Source organism: Paenibacillus contaminans, assembly GCF_003285015.1.
Lineage (GTDB): Bacteria > Bacillota > Bacilli > Paenibacillales > NBRC-103111 > Paenibacillus_V > Paenibacillus_V contaminans.
In genome coordinates this window covers 102176-118712 of record NZ_QMFB01000008.1, presented here as the reverse complement: position 1 = coordinate 118712, position 16537 = coordinate 102176, and the positions used below count along the sequence as shown (strand labels likewise).

16 protein-coding genes are annotated in these 16537 nt (G+C 51.9%); 3 read left to right on the top strand and 13 right to left on the bottom strand.

Annotated features, from left to right (window positions below; all coding sequences use genetic code 11):
• Nucleotides 1–110: 110 nt before the first annotated feature.
• The 5 genes from DQG23_RS15475 to DQG23_RS15455 all read right to left on the bottom strand — a co-directional run bounded on the left by DQG23_RS15475 (nt 111) and on the right by DQG23_RS15455 (nt 6152).
• A complete protein-coding gene (locus DQG23_RS15475) occupies nt 111–1220 on the bottom strand; it encodes a sensor histidine kinase (protein ID WP_113031764.1) in 1110 nt (369 codons plus the stop codon).
• Nucleotides 1221–1377: 157 nt separating this feature from the next.
• Nucleotides 1378–2070 carry a response regulator transcription factor gene (locus tag DQG23_RS15470; RefSeq protein ID WP_113031763.1) on the bottom strand — a complete coding sequence of 231 codons (693 nt, stop codon included), beginning with the start codon at nt 2068–2070 and terminating at the stop codon, nt 1378–1380.
• Between the two features lie 187 nt (nt 2071–2257).
• Entirely contained in the window at nt 2258–3208 is a 951-nt protein-coding gene (gene dnaI / locus DQG23_RS15465) for a primosomal protein DnaI (protein WP_113031762.1), read from the bottom strand.
• A gap of 16 nt (nt 3209–3224) precedes the next feature.
• Nucleotides 3225–4754, bottom strand: coding sequence for a replication initiation and membrane attachment family protein (locus DQG23_RS15460; protein ID WP_113031761.1), 1530 nt, complete (start codon nt 4752–4754; stop codon nt 3225–3227).
• Nucleotides 4755–4937: 183 nt separating this feature from the next.
• Nucleotides 4938–6152 carry a DegT/DnrJ/EryC1/StrS family aminotransferase gene (locus DQG23_RS15455; RefSeq protein ID WP_113031760.1) on the bottom strand — a complete coding sequence of 405 codons (1215 nt, stop codon included), beginning with the start codon at nt 6150–6152 and terminating at the stop codon, nt 4938–4940.
• A gap of 287 nt (nt 6153–6439) precedes the next feature.
• Here DQG23_RS15455 and DQG23_RS15450 point away from each other — a divergent pair, with 287 nt between their 5' ends.
• Together DQG23_RS15450 and DQG23_RS15445 are read left to right on the top strand one after the other, a co-directional pair.
• Complete coding sequence (locus DQG23_RS15450) at nt 6440–7339, top strand: AraC family transcriptional regulator (protein WP_158560543.1); 900 nt, start codon at nt 6440–6442, stop codon at nt 7337–7339.
• Between the two features lie 133 nt (nt 7340–7472).
• A complete protein-coding gene (locus tag DQG23_RS15445; RefSeq protein ID WP_146762315.1) occupies nt 7473–8291 on the top strand; it encodes a hypothetical protein in 819 nt (272 codons plus the stop codon).
• Nucleotides 8292–8353: 62 nt separating this feature from the next.
• On the opposite strand, the gene DQG23_RS15440 is transcribed toward DQG23_RS15445, so the two are convergent.
• From DQG23_RS15440 to DQG23_RS15415, 6 genes are all read right to left on the bottom strand, one after another.
• Complete coding sequence (locus DQG23_RS15440; RefSeq protein WP_113031757.1) at nt 8354–8542, bottom strand: twin-arginine translocase TatA/TatE family subunit; 189 nt, start codon at nt 8540–8542, stop codon at nt 8354–8356.
• A 105-nt stretch (nt 8543–8647) separates the two neighbouring features.
• Nucleotides 8648–9379: a twin-arginine translocase subunit TatC gene (tatC, locus tag DQG23_RS15435; RefSeq protein ID WP_113031756.1), complete on the bottom strand. Its 732-nt coding sequence runs from the start codon at nt 9377–9379 to the stop codon at nt 8648–8650.
• Nucleotides 9376–11097: a GMC family oxidoreductase gene (locus tag DQG23_RS15430; RefSeq protein ID WP_113031755.1), complete on the bottom strand. Its 1722-nt coding sequence runs from the start codon at nt 11095–11097 to the stop codon at nt 9376–9378. The genes tatC and DQG23_RS15430 overlap by 4 nt, the downstream gene beginning before the upstream one ends.
• Before the next feature lie 12 nt (nt 11098–11109).
• Nucleotides 11110–11877: a gluconate 2-dehydrogenase subunit 3 family protein gene (locus tag DQG23_RS15425; RefSeq protein ID WP_113031754.1), complete on the bottom strand. Its 768-nt coding sequence runs from the start codon at nt 11875–11877 to the stop codon at nt 11110–11112.
• A gap of 160 nt (nt 11878–12037) precedes the next feature.
• Complete coding sequence (locus DQG23_RS15420; RefSeq protein ID WP_158560542.1) at nt 12038–12943, bottom strand: alpha/beta fold hydrolase; 906 nt, start codon at nt 12941–12943, stop codon at nt 12038–12040.
• 219 nt (nt 12944–13162) lie between these two features.
• Complete coding sequence (locus tag DQG23_RS15415) at nt 13163–13444, bottom strand: YuiB family protein (protein WP_113031918.1); 282 nt, start codon at nt 13442–13444, stop codon at nt 13163–13165.
• Between the two features lie 192 nt (nt 13445–13636).
• Between DQG23_RS15415 and hemQ the strand changes: the two genes are divergently transcribed.
• Entirely contained in the window at nt 13637–14383 is a 747-nt protein-coding gene (gene hemQ / locus DQG23_RS15410; RefSeq protein WP_113031752.1) for a hydrogen peroxide-dependent heme synthase, read from the top strand.
• 42 nt (nt 14384–14425) lie between these two features.
• On the opposite strand, the gene DQG23_RS15405 is transcribed toward hemQ, so the two are convergent.
• Together DQG23_RS15405 and DQG23_RS15400 are read right to left on the bottom strand one after the other, a co-directional pair.
• Nucleotides 14426–14686: a hypothetical protein gene (locus tag DQG23_RS15405; RefSeq protein WP_113031751.1), complete on the bottom strand. Its 261-nt coding sequence runs from the start codon at nt 14684–14686 to the stop codon at nt 14426–14428.
• A gap of 92 nt (nt 14687–14778) precedes the next feature.
• Nucleotides 14779–15969 carry an NAD(P)/FAD-dependent oxidoreductase gene (locus tag DQG23_RS15400; RefSeq protein ID WP_113031750.1) on the bottom strand — a complete coding sequence of 397 codons (1191 nt, stop codon included), beginning with the start codon at nt 15967–15969 and terminating at the stop codon, nt 14779–14781.
• Nucleotides 15970–16537 lie beyond the last annotated feature (568 nt).

Below are 16537 nucleotides of genomic sequence, written 5' to 3'. Positions count from 1 at the left end.
GCCGGTAAGGAGCCGCTTGCGATCTGCTTAAGCACTTCTTAATAAAAATTAAGAACTTCGCACCGGCAAAAAGCGCAACAAAAAAAGGCGCGTATCACATACGGCCTTCTTCATGCACGATCCGCGTCGGCGGCGGGTATAAGCGGAAATCTCGTTTCGAACACGGTTTGCTCGCGGCTGCTCCGGACCGTTATTTTGCCTCCGTTCAGCTCCAAAATGCTTTTCGTAATCGCAAGTCCAAGCCCCGATCCTCCGGATTGCGACGAACGGGATTTTTCGGCCCGGTAAAAGCGATCGAAAATATGGGGCAAATCGCGCGCAGGAATCGGCTCGCCGAAATTGGCAACCTCGATGACCGCCTCGCCTCCGCTCTTCCCGATGCGGATATCGACGTATTTGCCTTCTCTTCCGTAGCGCACGGCATTTGAAATAATATTTTCATACGCCCGCATTAGATGGCTTCCGTCCGCATGCACATACAACGTCTCTTCGTCGGCGTTTATCCGGTACGACATTCCTGCCTTCGCCAAGATCGGCACAAATTCCTCGGCCAGCTGCTTCAGCAAGCCGTTTATATTAATCTTTTTCATTTCGAGCATCGGGCCTTTATCGTGAATGGACGTATATTCGAATAAATCGTCGATCAGTTTTTTCAGCCGTTTCGCCTTCTCGAAAGCGATGTTGGAGTAGTAGCGAAGCTCGACCTCATCCTTATACCGGTCGTTCTCGATCAATTCCAAATAACCGAGAATGGAGGTAAGCGGGGTGCGAAGATCATGCGATACTCCCGTAATGAGCTCGTTTTTGGACCGCTCGGCGTTTCGTTCCTCTTCGATCGATTTTTTCAGCTGCTTCGTCATGCCATTGATCGTTTCGGCCAGCAGACCGAGCTCGTCATTTGATTTGGCGGCGATTTCGTGCGTAAGATTGCCTTTGGCAATCTCCTGAAGGCCGCGCATGATTTCGCCCAAATAGCGGATCATTTTGCTGCTAAGGACGAAAAACAGAAGCAGAAAAAGTATCGCGCCGCCGACTACGAGAACCGGAATCGAACCGGTTTTGCCGATAAGCCAATTGATCGGAGGGCGGAACGTATCGATTTTCGCCAGCAGCTTGCACAACTGATAAAAAACGAATGCGGCAGCCACGGACAACGAAGCGCTAAGCACAAATATAAAAATAAATTTCCAGCGAATCGTACGGATAAAGCTGTTTCTCATTCGGATCGCCTCTGGTTCGGTAATATTCTGACGTTCGCCTCTTGCATGGATTTATGCCTACAAAAAGTCTCTTATCGAATGACCGGGATTACCCGGCTCGCACTGCGGCGCTGTATGGCGGCGGTCGGACCGCTTTCGGTCATCGGCGCCGGCAGTCCTATTCAATCACGTAGCCGATCCCCCATACCGTCTTTATAATTTGCGGGCTGCTCGGGTCTTTCTCGATTTTTTCGCGGATTTTGCGGATATGCACCATCAGCGTGTTGTTCGATTCAAGGAAAGGATCGTTCCACACCTCTTCATATATTTGCTCCATACTGAGCACGATGCCGCGGTTTCGGGCGAGCACCTCGAGAATGGCGAACTCCCGCGGCGTCAATCGGACCTCGTTTTGATCGACGCTTACTTTATGGGTGGCCACGTTTATCAAAAGGTCGTCGATAACGATTTCGTTATCGTTCTTCACGCGCGAAACGTTCAGCTGCCTGTATCTGCGGAGCTGCGATTTGACGCGGGCGATCATTTCAAGCGGACTGAACGGCTTTGTGACATAATCGTCGGCGCCTAAGCTGAGTCCTGTAATTTTGTCGATCTCCTGCGTTTTGGCCGAAAGCATAATGATCGGCATCTGCTTCTCCTCGCGTATTTTCATGCAGGCTTGAATGCCGTCCATCTGCGGCATCATGATGTCGAGAATGATCAGATCCACCTCGTGTATCGTTAAGAGCTCGAGAGCTTCGGCTCCGTTGCTCGCTTTTAGCAGCTTGTACCCCTCATTTTTCAAATAGATTTCCAAGAGATCAATAATTTCCTTTTCGTCGTCGACGAGGAGAATTGTCCCTCCGAACATGCTGAACCCTCCCGCTTCTTGGCAATGACCCTATTATACAGCATACCGTTCAATCGTAATTCTTAATAAAAATTAAGAACCTTTCCGCCAAAACAAAAAGAACCGTAACAACGGAAAGAGCGGCATTCGCCGCCCGCATACCGCATCCGATTCTATTGCTCCTGCTCTGTACTACCGGACTTCCCCATCATGATCCCCGCTTATTGCGGCCCCTCACATACACGACATCGACAAAAGGCCGAATCCGGTCCATGATGCGCTGTCCCTTAAGCTCGTCATCCCCGTCCTTGCTCGTAAAGCTGAAGTGCTTCTCCAGTGCGTCCAGCTCGTAATTCGACGTGAAAAAGGTCGGCTTTCTATTCATCCGATAGTTGAGAATCGCACCGAGCACATGATCCCGCAGCCACGGGTTCATATTTTCCGCGCCGATGTCGTCAAGGATCAGCAGATCGGTTTCCTTGAGCACGTCGATCGTTTCCTTCAGCTTTTGCGGCTCTCCGAACATGCCCTTCAAGTCCTCGGCGAAATCCGGCACATAAACGATCGCCCCGGTCATCCCGGCTTTGGCCAGCTCGTGAAGCATGTAGCACATCAAGAACGTCTTGCCCGTGCCGAACTTGCCCACCATATAGAGCCCGCGGGTCTGAAGCCCTTGCTCCTGGGTCAGTAAAATATAGTCGTTAAGCTGATCGACCGCTTTGATCCGTTCCATGTCGTTATTAAAAATTTCGTCCGCCGAATACCCTTGCTGAAGCAGCCTGTCGTCGACATAAAAGCTGCGTATGCGGCTTTTTAGCTGCTCCTGGGTCTGGCGTGCCGCAAACTTCCGGCAAGCGACCTTGTTGTCGTATATATGCGACGTTCCGGCGGCATCTTCGACCGACAGCATCGTATAGTGCCCTTCCAAATCGTTCGGGCATTTGTCCAGCCCCGGGCAGTTCACGCAGTTATTCATTTCAAGCACATATTGGTGCACTTTGTTTAAATTAAGCCTGATGTCGTCATCGGTGACCTTCGTATATTTTTGCCGCCACTTGACGATGAGAGGGTCGGCCAGCAGCTCAAGCCGTCTTTGCTCCGCCCTTTCCAAATATGCGCGGCTCGGTATCGATTTGAGCAGATCGCCTAACGATTCCATGCGCTACCTCTCCCTTCTACGTCCGATTGCGGTCCAGCCGCTGCGCCTTGCGCCGCATTTCCTCCAGCTCCTCCGGCGAAACCGGCGAGTCGTTCGGTTCGTTCGCGACCATCGGAATTTGCGGTTTTTGCTTGGCGCCGCCGCGAGGGCTGCGCTGCGAATAGCTGCCCCTGCGGTCCTTCTCCTGTGCTGCGCGCGCGGCCGCTTGTTCGCGGAAACGCATTCGCTCACGTATATATTCTACCGCTTGCTCATAGCTGACGATTTGCTTGCCGAGCATGTCCGAAGCTACCGCCTCGATCGACGACTTCGCCCACGACCGGCGATCGGCATGAATGAAATGGATAAGAACGTTGATAACCTCTTCGTTCAGCCTGTAATTCAAATCGATTTTCTCGAAAATATCCAGAACCCCGTCAGGCACGGTGCCCTGGGCGAAATACCGTTTAAGCACAACCGTATATGGCTCATTGCGGAGCAGCATATTATACTGGTGAACATTGAATAACGCTTGGAAAATGACCGGAACCTCCAAATAAAAGGCCATTTCGACGGATTTGCCGGCTTCTTCCGTCTCGTGTCCGTCTGCCGGTTTCCCTTCGGATGCGGCATCGGTACGTTCGCTCTCGTCTGCCGCAAACTTCCGCACGAAACGTTCCGTCTGCTCGTCCCGTCTTTTGTCCTGCCGGAAAAACAGATTCGCCCTATACTGCATCAAATCGATCTGCAGCTCTCCCTCTTCGTCGAACACGCCGTCCTCGTCGAGCAGGCGGCAAGTCTCCTGCAAGGACAAATTATACTTCTTCGCCACGATATTAACCGCAGCAAGCTGATCGGTCCTGTATTTGAGCGCTTCGACGCACACCCGGTTGCGGGAGCCCCGCGGAAAGCGCATAATGATTTCGCTGTACTCGAAGCCCTTGCTCGTCACATCGAGAGCCGCCGCCTGACGGGCCGGCGCAGATTGGTAGAGCGCTTGCTCCAGCTCATAATCGATGACCTGCGTATTCAGCCTGAAAATATCGTAAAACGGCACCGACAGCTGCTCCGACTGGGCGGCAATCAATTCTCCCGGCTCCTCGGCAATCAACTGGTCCCGCAACGACAGCACCATATATTTGCCGACCTTGTCGCGAAGCAGCAGCGTCAAATGCTGGTTTTTGAAAAACTCGTTCGGCGACAGCGGTTGAGCCAGCTGGTACTCGTAAATATAATCTTCGCCTTCGGGCGTAAAACGTCTGGCCGTTTGCAAAAGGCCTACCGCCTCCAGCTTCGACGTCTGCTCGACAAAAAACTTTCTGCCCCGCTCGCCAGGCTCAAGCTCGAGCGAAAGAAACAGCCTGCGCTGCTGCTCCAGCTCCGAATATCCGGATTTCTCACTGGCCAGCTGCTGGTATAATGTCGTATAAACGCCTACGGCAAAAGCGCCGATCATCGGCTGATAAATGTTGGTGAGCATCCGGTAATCCATTCCGCTAAGCGCGAAATCGCGATAGACGCAAAACCTGTGATGCTCGGTAAAGTGATGCATATTCGTCATTCGCATAATGCACAGACTCCATCCGCTCCAAAGTTTGTCCCTCCATTCTAACATATAAACGGACGGCGTTGGCAATGAAACTTCTGTATGTCTTTCAATACGTAAAAACGGCGCCTCCCGTCAGGGGGCGCCGGTATTTGGTCTTGCACCGGTTGAAAGTTTTTATAAACGCGCACTATAATTGGGCGCTTAAGCCAAAGAGCCGGCCACTTTTTTCACCGCTTTTGCAATGTCGGACATCGCTCGTTCGTCCGCAAGCAGTATATTTTGATGCAGCCAGACGACTTCCTTCTCGCAAAGGCGCTCGCACACCGGACAATCGTTGATGCGCGTTTCGCCCGTCCATTGGCGAATTTTCTCGACAACCGCTTTGTTGGTGTTCAGCGGAATATACCCCGAGCTCGCCGGAATGCCTTCCGCTTGCAGCCTCTTAAGGAACTCGGCCTTCCCGCCCTTCGCCGTAAGCGCCGAATCAAGCTTGAACATGTAAAGATGCCATGCATGCCGAGTGATGCGGGGATCGCGCTTCAGCAATTGAATGCCGCCGATTTCCCCCAGCTGCTCGTTCAATAGCTTGGCGTTGCGCTCGCGCAGCTGCATTTGCTCTTCTACGCGCGTCATTTGCGCAAGCAGTATGGCAGCCTGGAACTCCGTCATCCGCAGGTTCAGGCCGAATCTTTCGTGCTGATACCAGCCGCCTTCCGGAATACGGCCGACGTTGCAGAACGACCATGCTTGTTCCCACAGGTCTCTGTCATTCGTCAAAATAACGCCGCCTTCGCCGGCGTTCACATTTTTGCTCGACTGAAAGCTGAATGTGCCCAAATCGCCGATCGCGCCCACGCCGCGACCTTCCCACTGTGCGCCGACCGCCTGCGCCGAATCCTCGATCAGCTTCAGGTTGTGCTTGCCGGCAATCGCCTTCAGCCTTGTCAGATCCGCCGGCGCTCCGCCGATATGAACGGCTATGATCGCTTTCGTGCGAGGCGTTATCGCCTGCTCGACCTTCTCCGGATCAAGAAGCAGCGTATCTTCCTCCACATCCACGAATACCGGAATGACACCGTAGAGCAAAGCGGCGGTCGCCGTCGCAATGAACGTATACGGCGGAATGATCACCTCATCGCCCTGCTGCACGCCTGCCGCCTGCAAAGCGGCTGTAATCGCGATCGTACCGTTAACGACCGGTACGGCATAAGAAGCGTCCTGCAGCTTCATGAACGCTTTTTCGAACTCGGGCAGCTTAGCTGCATACGCATCGTTCGTCACGGCGCCGGCGCCGCCCCATTTCCCCGAACGAACCGCTTCAATAAGCAGCCGCTCCTCCAGTTCGTCAAAAATCGGCCATGCCGGAAACGGTTCTGTACGCACCGGCGCGCCACCATCGATCGCTAGCTTTTCCATATCCTATATTCCCCTCTCGTTCTCGCTCTTTTCCGAAACGCGCGCCTCTTTCGGCGCGCATGTTGCTCAGTCCCACGCCGGCGTTATACGGGCCATAAGAACGCGTTTGACTGGAAGCTGCTTTCCTAGCCATTATCCTAAACGGAATAAGTGCGGAAGACATGCCAAAATAGAAATGGCATCGGCCATTTTTTAGCATGTTCGCCCAAAAGGTACTGCACGAGTATGAAATACGATTGTATAATAGCAGTAACCATTAACTCGTTTATGCGTTGGGAGGACAGGTCGTGACGATATATCCCGAATATCAGGATTTGCTTACCGCGCTCGATATTAAGAAGGATCAGCTTCCTTTTTACATCGGGATTCATACGATCGAAAAGACGGCGCTGCATCATCACGACTTCGTAGAGCTGTCCTATATATTCGAAGGATCCGGCTTCGAAACGATCAACGGGCGCAGCTACGCGCTGCGGCCGGGCACCGTTTCGTTTCTGCAAACCCATCATATGCACCGGATCGAGTGCGAGCCGGGCAAGACGTTACGCAAGTTTTGCTGTATGTTCGACATCAATATGCTGATCGGATCGCCTTTCGACCACGAATGGTATCGGCCTCTGTTCCGCTCGGGCTCCGAGCTGCAGCCGATCTTCATGTTGTCGGAAGCGGACGCGCGGCGGATGAGCGCCATATGCGAAGATTTACTGACGGAATATGAAAGCGAGGCCAGATTGGGCCGGAACAGCCTGTTATGCGCTAAGCTTGTCGAAGCGCTGCTGTTGTTTGTCAGGAACGGTATAGCCGAGCGCGAGCAAGACGCTAGCGTTAGGAGCGGAACGGAGCCGAACGCGGCCATTTGGCCGATTCTCCAGCACGTGCATACGCACTACACCGGCAAGCTGACACTGGACGACCTGTCCAAAAAATTTCGCCTTAGCGTGCCGCATATAAGCCGCTCGTTTAAAGAGCATATCGGCAAAAGCTTCCTCGATTACGTGCATGAGCTGCGCGTCGAAAGCGCCGCCAGCCTGCTCATCTCGACCGATATGAGCATTACGGACGTAGCCGTCGAAGCCGGCTTCGAATCGTTTCGGACGTTCTCGCGCGTCTTCCGCGAATCAAAGGGAATGACGCCGAGCGAATACCGGACGGCAGCTAAAAATCGAGCCGCTGCGGTTCACTCTTGACACGCGAACAAATGTACGCTATATTATTTACAAATATACAGTTGCGACTGCGGAAGCACCGTTAAGTCAAAGCGTAATTCGCTTTGCTTATCGGTGCTTTTTTGTGTGCATTCGCATCTGACAGGAGGAATGAATGATGGTTACGCTTCGCCACTTATTCGTATTTGTTCTTGCGCTTCTGCTCGCTGCGATTGTCCCGGTTGCAGCATGGGCAGCCACTTACGAGCTCTCTCCGACGATGAAAACCTCCTTCGACAAAATGGCTGCCGACGACGGCAAGCTTAGAGGAAAGCTGACAGAGCAATACGGCGAAATCATTGCGCTGCAGCAGAAAGATATTGATATGGAGGCGGCTATTAAGTCGCTTCACTACCGGAATGAAGAAGCCGAGACGATCATCCGCAAGCAGATCAAATTAATCGATGCGGACAAGCTGGACAAATTGAAGAAAGACGTCGAGCAAACGAAAGCGCGCTATAAGCCGCTGCTTGACTCCTATACGGCCGTCAATAAACAGGTCGCCGCCGCCCGCTCGCTTAAGAACAAAGACTTAAGCGCCATATTCCGCATGCAAGCGGAAAGCATGAAGATAGCGGTTCAGTTGGCGAAGCTGGATATGAAAGGAAAAGAAGCTGCACTCAAAAAAGCGAAGGATGCAGCCTCCTCCGCCCAGAAGAAAATATCCGCCATGCTCGAGGACATCCGTCCGCACGAGACGAAAATAAAAGCGGAGAAAAGCGCTGCGAGCAATGTGAAGAAAAGCGTCGCTTCCGGCTGGAAGTCGTTCACACCTCTCGTTAAAGCCGGATCCGCCAAGCCCGCATCGGATTCGCTGGCTAATCTGGTATCCCAATTCCGGCAAATCGTCAGCCATAAGCAAAATATTTTGAACCTCGAAGGTAAAATCGAAGGCATTCTGACGAAAGCGAAGTCGCAGCTTCCCTCTTCTTGACGGTATGCCATAACAAGCTAAAACCGCCAGAGCTTTGCCCTGACGGTTAAGAATCCTTACGATTATTGAATTCGTTTCGGCTCTTCCTTCTCGTCTTCCTCGACATCCACGATGCCTTTGGTCGAATTTCGGAATTCGCGAAGCGTATCGCCGAACGCCCGCCCCAGCTGCGGCAGCTTGGCCGGACCGAACACGACGAGCGCAATGAGCAGAATAATGACCAGCCCGGAAACGCCAATATTGTTGAACATGTTTCATCCTCCTTTCCGTTAGTGCTTCTCCCGGAGGTTTGGAACGGGAGGCTTAGGTCGGGAAAGCAACGTATGTCTGTCAGCCGCTTTCCCGCTCCTTTGCAGCTATGAAACAGCCTGCCGGAATGCGATTTTTCGGGCGTACCATCCGGATGCGAGCACGCTGAACTCGAATAAAACGATAAGCGGAATCGTCACGGAGAGATGCGAGACGAAATCCGGCGGCGATATGCAGGAGCCGATGACCGCCAGCGCCACATAAGCATATTTTCGCGTTTGACGCAGACGCTGCGGGGTAAGCAGGCCGAGTCTCGTCAAAAACAAAGCGGCAACAGGCATCTCGAAAGCCAGCCCTAGCGGCAGCATCAAATTGAACAAAAAGGAAAAGTATCGGTCGATCCCGTAAGTTTCCACCGCTCCGATGCTTTGATTCATCGTCGTCATGAACCGGATCATCATCGGAAATACGACATAGTAGCTGAACGATATGCCGGCCACGAACAATAGAAACGATGCCGGAACATAAACCAGCGCCCCCTTCGCTTCCGCTTCGGTCAAACCCGGCCTTACGAAAGCCCATACTTGATACAAAATGACCGGCAGCGTAAACAGCAGCGCGAATAAAAAGGCGCAGCGCATATAGACGAACAAACCGTCCGTAAACGCGAATACGTTCCATTCGACCGGATTAGCCAGCGGACGCGACTTCAAATAGCGCAAAATATCGGGAGCCGCGTAAAATCCGAGTATAAGCGCGATCATAAACGCGCCGCCGGCTACGATCAGCCTCTTTCGCAGTTCGGTCAAATGGACGATCACATCGTCCTGAATGTTCATACCAACGATCCCGGCTGCTTCAAATATTTGGCGATGCCTTCCGCCGCGCGGTAAGAGAGCGCCGTCATCGTTCCCGTCGGATTATAGCCGCTATTATGCGGGAAAGCCGATGCGCCTACGACGAATACGTTTTCCGCATCCCACATTTGCAGGAAAGAATTAACCGCGGATGTTTTCGGATCGGCTCCCATTACGACGCCGCCGGTATTATGCGTCGATTGGTAGGGCACGATGTTGTAATTGGTCATCGCTGCGCTCGTTTCCATTTTCGTCGGATTCATTTCTTTCATGATCGCCGCCGTTTTCGTCGCCAGAAACTTGACCATCTCGCGATCCTGATCCTCGAAATCGTATGTAATCCGGATAAGCGGAATTCCGTTTACATCCTTGTACTCCGGATCGAGGTCCATATAGTGGTGGCGCCACGGCATGTTGCTGCCTTGCGCGCCGACCGAAAGCACGCGGTTCCAATACTTGACCGAAGCTTGCTTGAATTCCTTCCCCCAGCTAGGCGTCCCTTGCGGAGTAGGATTCACCGCAATCGGCCGCGTACCGGTTTGCGTATAGCTGATATTCGCGCCGTGAATGAAATTCAGATCCTTGTGGTCGAAATTGTCCGCATTGAAATCGTCGAGACAGCTGCCGAGCGCGCCGGCACCCATGAACGAATTGAATTCCTTATCATCAAAGTAACCTACGGTGCTGCCCCCGAGAATCTGGTAAGCGTAATTTCGTCCGATGACCCCGTTTCCATCCGCGGGATTATACGGCTTGCCCAGCTTGGATGTCAGCAGCAGCCTCACGTTGTTGAATACGTAAGACGCCAATACGACGACGTCGGCGGGCTGCTCGAACTCTTCTCCCGTCATCGTGTTGATATAAACGACACCGCTCGCTTTTTGGCCGTCGTGCAGAACCTTGGTTACGTTCGAGAATGTCCGCAGTTCGAAATTGCCCGTCTTCTCGGCAACCGGCAGCACCGTAACGACAGGATCCGCTTTCGCCCCGTACTCGCAGCCGAAGCGTTCGCAGAAGGAGCAGTACTGACATGCCGCCCGAGATATGCCATCCGGGTTCGTATAATTATCCGACAGATTCGCGGAAGGCATCATATAGGGGTGATAACCCAGCTTCTTGGCCGCCTCTTCGAACATCTTTATCCCCGGAGTCTTCTTCATCGGAGGCGTCGGGAACGGGCTGGACCGTTTGCCGACCATCGGATTCTGCTCAGGCTCCCCGGAAATGCCGGCCATTTTTTCAAATTTGTCGAAATACGGCTCGAGCTCATCGTAAGTGATGCCCCAGTCCTGAATGATCATGCCGTCCGGAATTTTAGTTTTTCCGTAGCGTTCGACCGTCTTTGAGTAAATTTCAAAATCGTAGGGCTGAAAGCGAAACAGCTGACCGTTCCAGTGAACGCCCGCCCCGCCGAGACCGTCTCCGAGCAGGAAGGAACCGTACGTGCGCATAGGCAGGGCCCGAGCTTTCTCGGTATTGCGGAAGGTGACCGTCTCGCGCGAAAGATCCTGCATCAGCTCGTAACGCTGCGCATATCTCAGTTCGTCGTGGACCATGAAGTAGTCTTCGGTTTTGCGGCCCTTCCCGCGTTCCAAGCCGACAACCTTGACGCCCGCTTTCGTAAGCTCGGCGGCCATGATGCCGCCTGCCCACCCCACGCCGACAATGACAACCGGTACTTTGGGTAATTTCGTAGCCACGCTCATGTCTCCTTAATGGTTCATATGGTTATGCAAGCTTGACGGCTCTATACGGAACGGTGCGTCTTGTTCGATAACGTTGTAGTAGCTCATTTGGTCGCCGGGGTAATTTTTCATTTTCCAGCCCATCATATTTTGATTTCCGCCATATAGAGGATCGGCATAGACGCCTTCGATTGTCAGCGAGCGGAACATGCTGAAGAACACCTTGGAGGACAAGCCGTACGATTGCACCTCTTCCCCCTTTTCGAGGACCTTCAGTACTTCATCCTGTTCGGCTTCGCCAAGCTCCTCGAACGATTTCGAGTATTTTTTCTGGCTGTATTCTTTCATCGCCATTAACCCGTTCGTAATCAATTCATGGCGTTTGAAGCTTGATTGATAGCCTTGCGTCGCTTCCGCCTTATAGAAGGGGCCGATCATATAGTCTCTTGCATTCATTCCCCAAGGACCTGCAAGCTGATGATCGATATAAAAGGCGACGCCGAGCTCCTTGGCGCCCGGACCGATATCGTCCTTCGGAAAAATCCGCTCCGCCGCCGCGTCGGCCAAACGAAACTGCTCCTGTGAAAAAAACATAAGCGCCTGGTTATAATTGACGCTTGGCTTCTCATTTTGTGCCGGCGTTTCGGGTTTTGCCTCTTCCTTCTTCTTAAAACCTCCCGTCAGGGCTGTTCCGACGACGCCGCCTACGACGAGTCCGCCGATCGCTAAGCTCGAATTACGCAAAAAATTACGTCTGGAGTCGTCTCTCGGTTGATTGGAATGCTCTTCCGCCATGCTGAAACCTCCATTTTCCTTCTGAATATGGTAAAGGTATCCGTAGTATGAGCAGCAAAATGCTTTTTATTCCACTTTCAGGTTCCCGAATCACAAGAATAAACCAAAAAAGACAAATTCCTCGCCGGCCTGCCGGTTCGAATTTGTCTCTTTGCTCGTTTTAATGCAGGCGCCCCTCGTCCCTGTCCGGCAGCAACGCTCCGGCGTCATTTTCGTTATCGAAGCATACCGCTGCAAATTCAGCACTGTCGTCTTCCCGTACCTTTTCTTTCAATTCTTCAAAGGGCTGCTCATTGGCAAGCTTGTCCGTAATCCAACACTGGATCAACCCGTTCATCCGCGAGGCTGCTTTCGTTGGAATTTGATGCGGCGTCCCCTTCATATAGAGCAGCGTGCTTCTTGGCAGTCCGCGATGGATGATTTCCGCATAACGGCGAAAACGCCGGTCATCTTCTCCGTAAAGCAGCAGCATCGGGTGACGGATTTCATGCAAGCGGGACGTGCAGGAGTATCGCATACTATAGCGGAAATACTGCATGGCATTGACCATATGATCCTGAACGGCGTAATTATACATATTGGCGAAACTAGCCGACCGGTCCGCATTGCCGCGCGCAATTACCCACGAGAGCAGCTTTTTGGCGTCCCATGCCGCAAGCTTCGTTCCCATATAGATACGGCTTTTCAACTGCCAATCGCTAACCTCCGACATCGTGCTGATCAAAATTCCGCCGTAAAACCGGCTGGGATAGCGGAGCATGGCTTCGAGCGCGACCGAGCCTCCCGACGAATAACCGGCGATAAAAGCCTTTTCCACCCCAAGCTCGTCCAGAAGCCGGACCGTATCCTCCGCGATTAGCGGGTATGTGATCGGCGCCTCGGACGGCGCGCTTTTGCCGTGTCCGCGAATATCGAACAGAATGACCTTGAACATGTCCGGCAATTGCTCCTTCTGGTAGGCGAATACCGATTGGCCGAGCAGCGGCGGATGGATAAATACGATCGGAATGCCCGATCCTTTAACATGAACGTGCAGCCGGGTTCCGTTAACGTCTATGATCGACATGTTGGCCCCTCCTTTATCGCGTATCCCCTTCCTGTTAGATTTACCTCTTCCCTGACCGCCCATACCGAACGCGCAAATCCACCGAGTCCGGAAAATGCTGTATCGCGCTCTCTATACATGATTAATGAGAAACCCTTGTTAGGAAAGCCAGTATCGCGCAAGCCTCTTTGATGAAACAAAAAAGAGCCTTCCCGAATCCGGTGAAAGCCCTTAGCGTTTTTAAAACATTTTGAACCCTTTAACCCGCAGCATCCGTATCGTATGCCCGCTAGTGATCGCGCCCCCAAGCCCTGCTATAAGCGGCAAAATGTCGGCAACCGTATACCCTTTCAAGTTCGCCCAGAACGTTTCCCCGCCCCATGACCAGTACACGAGGAAAATAACGAATGCGATATATGCGTAGATCGGGAACCAGGTCGTTTTCATCAGCATGTTGATAATAAAGCCAAGCCCGAAAAACATCGTAAATGCCAAAAAGATCAGCACGACCAATTGCAACAGATCGATAATCACGAACGTACACTCCTTCCTACAGTTATGGTACAAAGCAAGCGGACAAAAGTCAATGCAAGCGGTTGTGTAACTTTTGTGACAAATGCCCTCAGCGTTTGCTCTGGCCGCTCGCTATCAGCTACAATATAAAGCAGCATCCGTCATTCCTAGCGATTGGCGGTAAACGAAAGGGTGTTTCCGATGAGCGAAGCGGTTCAAACGTTAGAGGGCTGGTATTGTCTGCATGATTTCCGTACGATTAACTGGGCCTCCTGGAAATATATCTCCGAGGAAGAGCGCCGTCAAGCGCTGGACGAGCTGCAAACGATGTTTGCGGAGTGGCGGCAGGTAGGCGAGAAAAAGCAAGGCAGCACGGTAACCTACACGATCGTTGGTCAAAAAGCGGATATCGCATTCATGCATTTGCGCGAAACGCTTGAGGAGCTGAACGAACTCGAGACGGCCTTCAACAAATCGCTGTTCGCACAACATACGATTCCTGCATATTCGTACGTTTCGGTCGTTGAGCTTAGCAGCTATATGGCCAAGCCCGGAACGAATCCGATGGAGGATCCGGAAATATTGGCGCGTCTTAAGCCGGCGCTTCCGCAAACGAAGCATATTTGCTTCTACCCGATGAACAAGCGCCGTGAGGGGAACGACAACTGGTACATGCTCAGCATGGAAGAGCGCCGCGGATTTATGCGCAGCCACGGAATGATAGGCCGCAGCTATGCGGGCCGCGTCAAACAAATCATTACCGGCTCGGTAGGGTTAGACGATTGGGAATGGGGCGTTACGCTGTTCGGCGACGATCCGCTTACATTCAAAAAGCTCGTATATGAAATGCGTTTCGACGAAGCAAGCGCAAGGTTTGGCGAGTTCGGCGATTTCTATGTCGGCAACCTCCTCCAAGAGGACAAGCTTCCTGGCTTGCTCAGCATATAAAAAGGAAGAGCGGTTCCCCATCGGGAGCCGCTCTTTATTTGCTTAATCCTCGTCATCCTCATCGACGTGATTCTGTTCTTTGCTTCGCAAATATTCCTCGGTGTCCCGATCCCTCTGCCGTCCCTTTTCCTTCAACCGTTCGATAGCCGGTAAAATAAGCGTGTCGATTTCTTTCTGAACCGTATAAACGAGATCGTAACGATTTTGGGATTCCAGAAAATGGCCGACCTCCATAAGCGCGTTATACCGGTCCAACTCATCGCGCGTTAATAGTCCGCGCACCTGAACGCTGCAGTGCCGCACAAGCTTTCCTCCTGTCGTTCGAAAAGTGGATATCGTCTTATTTCAAAAAATGCCCGGGCGTTCACCCGGGCATTCTCATGTCATACAATATGTTAGAAGCGTCCTTTTTTCAGAACGAGTGGGATGCCGCCGATCGTATATAAGTAACGCATATCGACGAGCTTCTTCATCAAAGCAGCGCTGCCGCCTTTAATTTTGCGGGAGCCGACGATGCCGATCGCCTCTCCCTTGCCGAGGGATGCGACAACGCCTTTGTTCGAAAATTTGAATTCCTTGAGCGGCGCATTGCGGATCGAGGCGACTAAGTTATTGGCGCAAACTTCGCCTTGCTGAGTTGCGATTTGGGCGGTCGGCGGATATGGTCTGCCTTCCGGATTCATCACGATCGAGCAGTCTCCGACGATGTAAATATTGTCGTGGCCTGGCGCGCGCAAATGCTCGTCGACCTTGATCCGGCCCCGCATCGTTTCGAAACCCGCTTCCTCCAGCATGTGATTGCCGCGTATACCGCCGGTCCAAACGACGGTAGACGATTTGATCACTTCGCCTGTAGCAAGCACGACGCCGTCCGGCGTACATTCTTTGATGGCAGTTGCGATCTTGAACGTTACGCCTTTATCAGCGAGAACCTTCATGCCGTACTCCACAAGCTCCGGATCAAAGCCCGGGAGGGCGCTGGGAGCCGCCTCGATGTTATATATTTTGACCAGTCCGGGATCGACGTCGAATTCTTTGCAAAGCTCGGGAATGCGGTCCGCAAGCTCGCCGACGAATTCGATGCCCGTAAAGCCGGCGCCTCCGACGATGAAAGTCAGGTAGTCCGTACGGGAAGGCTCGCGCTTAAACTTGGCGAATTGATACTCTATATGTTCGCGGATGAGACGAACGCTGTTAATGCTTCGAATATTCATGGCGTATTCCCGTAAACCGGGTATGCCGAACGTTTCCGGCTCCCCGCCGAGTCCGACAACCAAATAGTCGTAGGAAAGCGTGCTTTCTTCAAGTACGACTTTACGCTCTTGAGGTTTAATTTGAAGTACGGTGCCTTTAACAAAATCGATTTTGAATTCGTCGATCAGCTTCGAGATGTCTACGCGTGCGTTCTCCGGGTTGTCTGTTCCAGCAGCTGGCATATGCAAATGCGTCGTAATGTAGTGGTAATCATGCTTGTTTACCAAAGTTACATCCGCTTCATTGTAATTTAATTCCTTTTGCAGACGAATTGCGGTTACAATACCGCCATATCCGGCTCCCAGAATAACAATTCTAGGTATACGGCTCATCTCTTATCCCATCCGATTCTGTATTATTTTTTTGTACGGTTCCTTATTGTGAAATTTTACACAATGGCCTTCAAAAAAAGATGGACATTGCGTCTTTAGTATCTGCCATGCGCTGATCGTTTATGAAACGGCATGGTTCGACAAAAAGATTTCATGCTAAGGCTACCTATTCTTTATGAAATGATATAAAAATTCATGTCAAATAGCAAGACGTATTTTTGGCTAAAAACCGAATATTATCGCACAATAAAGGTAGATAACGTATGATAACCCCCGAATGCTTACGATATTGTTCACAAATGTTGGTTTTGCTGTCTTGTGATCATCAAAATTTCAATTTTATGCAAGGATAAACGGCTTCGCCGTCCTGAACGCTTTCGAAGAAAGCGGCTTCGTAAGCATAAGCTAAGCACAGGCGCGTTTACCGGGAAATCGAACAATCAGCGGAGGATTTACTTTCTGCCCTGAAATAACGATATTTCATTCATCAGTGGTGCCGCGCAGCGGCATGGAAGTTCTGAGATTTCTAGAATAAACGCCATTCCGCCTCTTGATGTCCTGTGTTTAC

Excerpts from the sequence above, each read along its gene's own strand:
- DQG23_RS15475 (WP_113031764.1), bottom strand. The coding sequence starts at position 1,220 with ATGAGAAACAGCTTTATCCGTACGATTCGCTGGAAATTTATTTTTATA.
- DQG23_RS15470 (WP_113031763.1), bottom strand. The coding sequence starts at position 2,070 with ATGTTCGGAGGGACAATTCTCCTCGTCGACGACGAAAAGGAAATTATT.
- dnaI (WP_113031762.1), bottom strand. The coding sequence starts at position 3,208 with ATGGAATCGTTAGGCGATCTGCTCAAATCGATACCGAGCCGCGCATAT.
- DQG23_RS15460 (WP_113031761.1), bottom strand. The coding sequence starts at position 4,754 with ATGCGAATGACGAATATGCATCACTTTACCGAGCATCACAGGTTTTGC.
- DQG23_RS15455 (WP_113031760.1), bottom strand. The coding sequence starts at position 6,152 with ATGGAAAAGCTAGCGATCGATGGTGGCGCGCCGGTGCGTACAGAACCG.
- DQG23_RS15445 (WP_146762315.1), top strand. The coding sequence starts at position 7,473 with ATGATGGTTACGCTTCGCCACTTATTCGTATTTGTTCTTGCGCTTCTG.
- DQG23_RS15440 (WP_113031757.1), bottom strand. The coding sequence starts at position 8,542 with ATGTTCAACAATATTGGCGTTTCCGGGCTGGTCATTATTCTGCTCATT.
- tatC (WP_113031756.1), bottom strand. The coding sequence starts at position 9,379 with ATGAACATTCAGGACGATGTGATCGTCCATTTGACCGAACTGCGAAAG.
- DQG23_RS15425 (WP_113031754.1), bottom strand. The coding sequence starts at position 11,877 with ATGGCGGAAGAGCATTCCAATCAACCGAGAGACGACTCCAGACGTAAT.
- DQG23_RS15420 (WP_158560542.1), bottom strand. The coding sequence starts at position 12,943 with ATGTCGATCATAGACGTTAACGGAACCCGGCTGCACGTTCATGTTAAA.
- hemQ (WP_113031752.1), top strand. The coding sequence starts at position 13,637 with ATGAGCGAAGCGGTTCAAACGTTAGAGGGCTGGTATTGTCTGCATGAT.
- DQG23_RS15400 (WP_113031750.1), bottom strand. The coding sequence starts at position 15,969 with ATGAGCCGTATACCTAGAATTGTTATTCTGGGAGCCGGATATGGCGGT.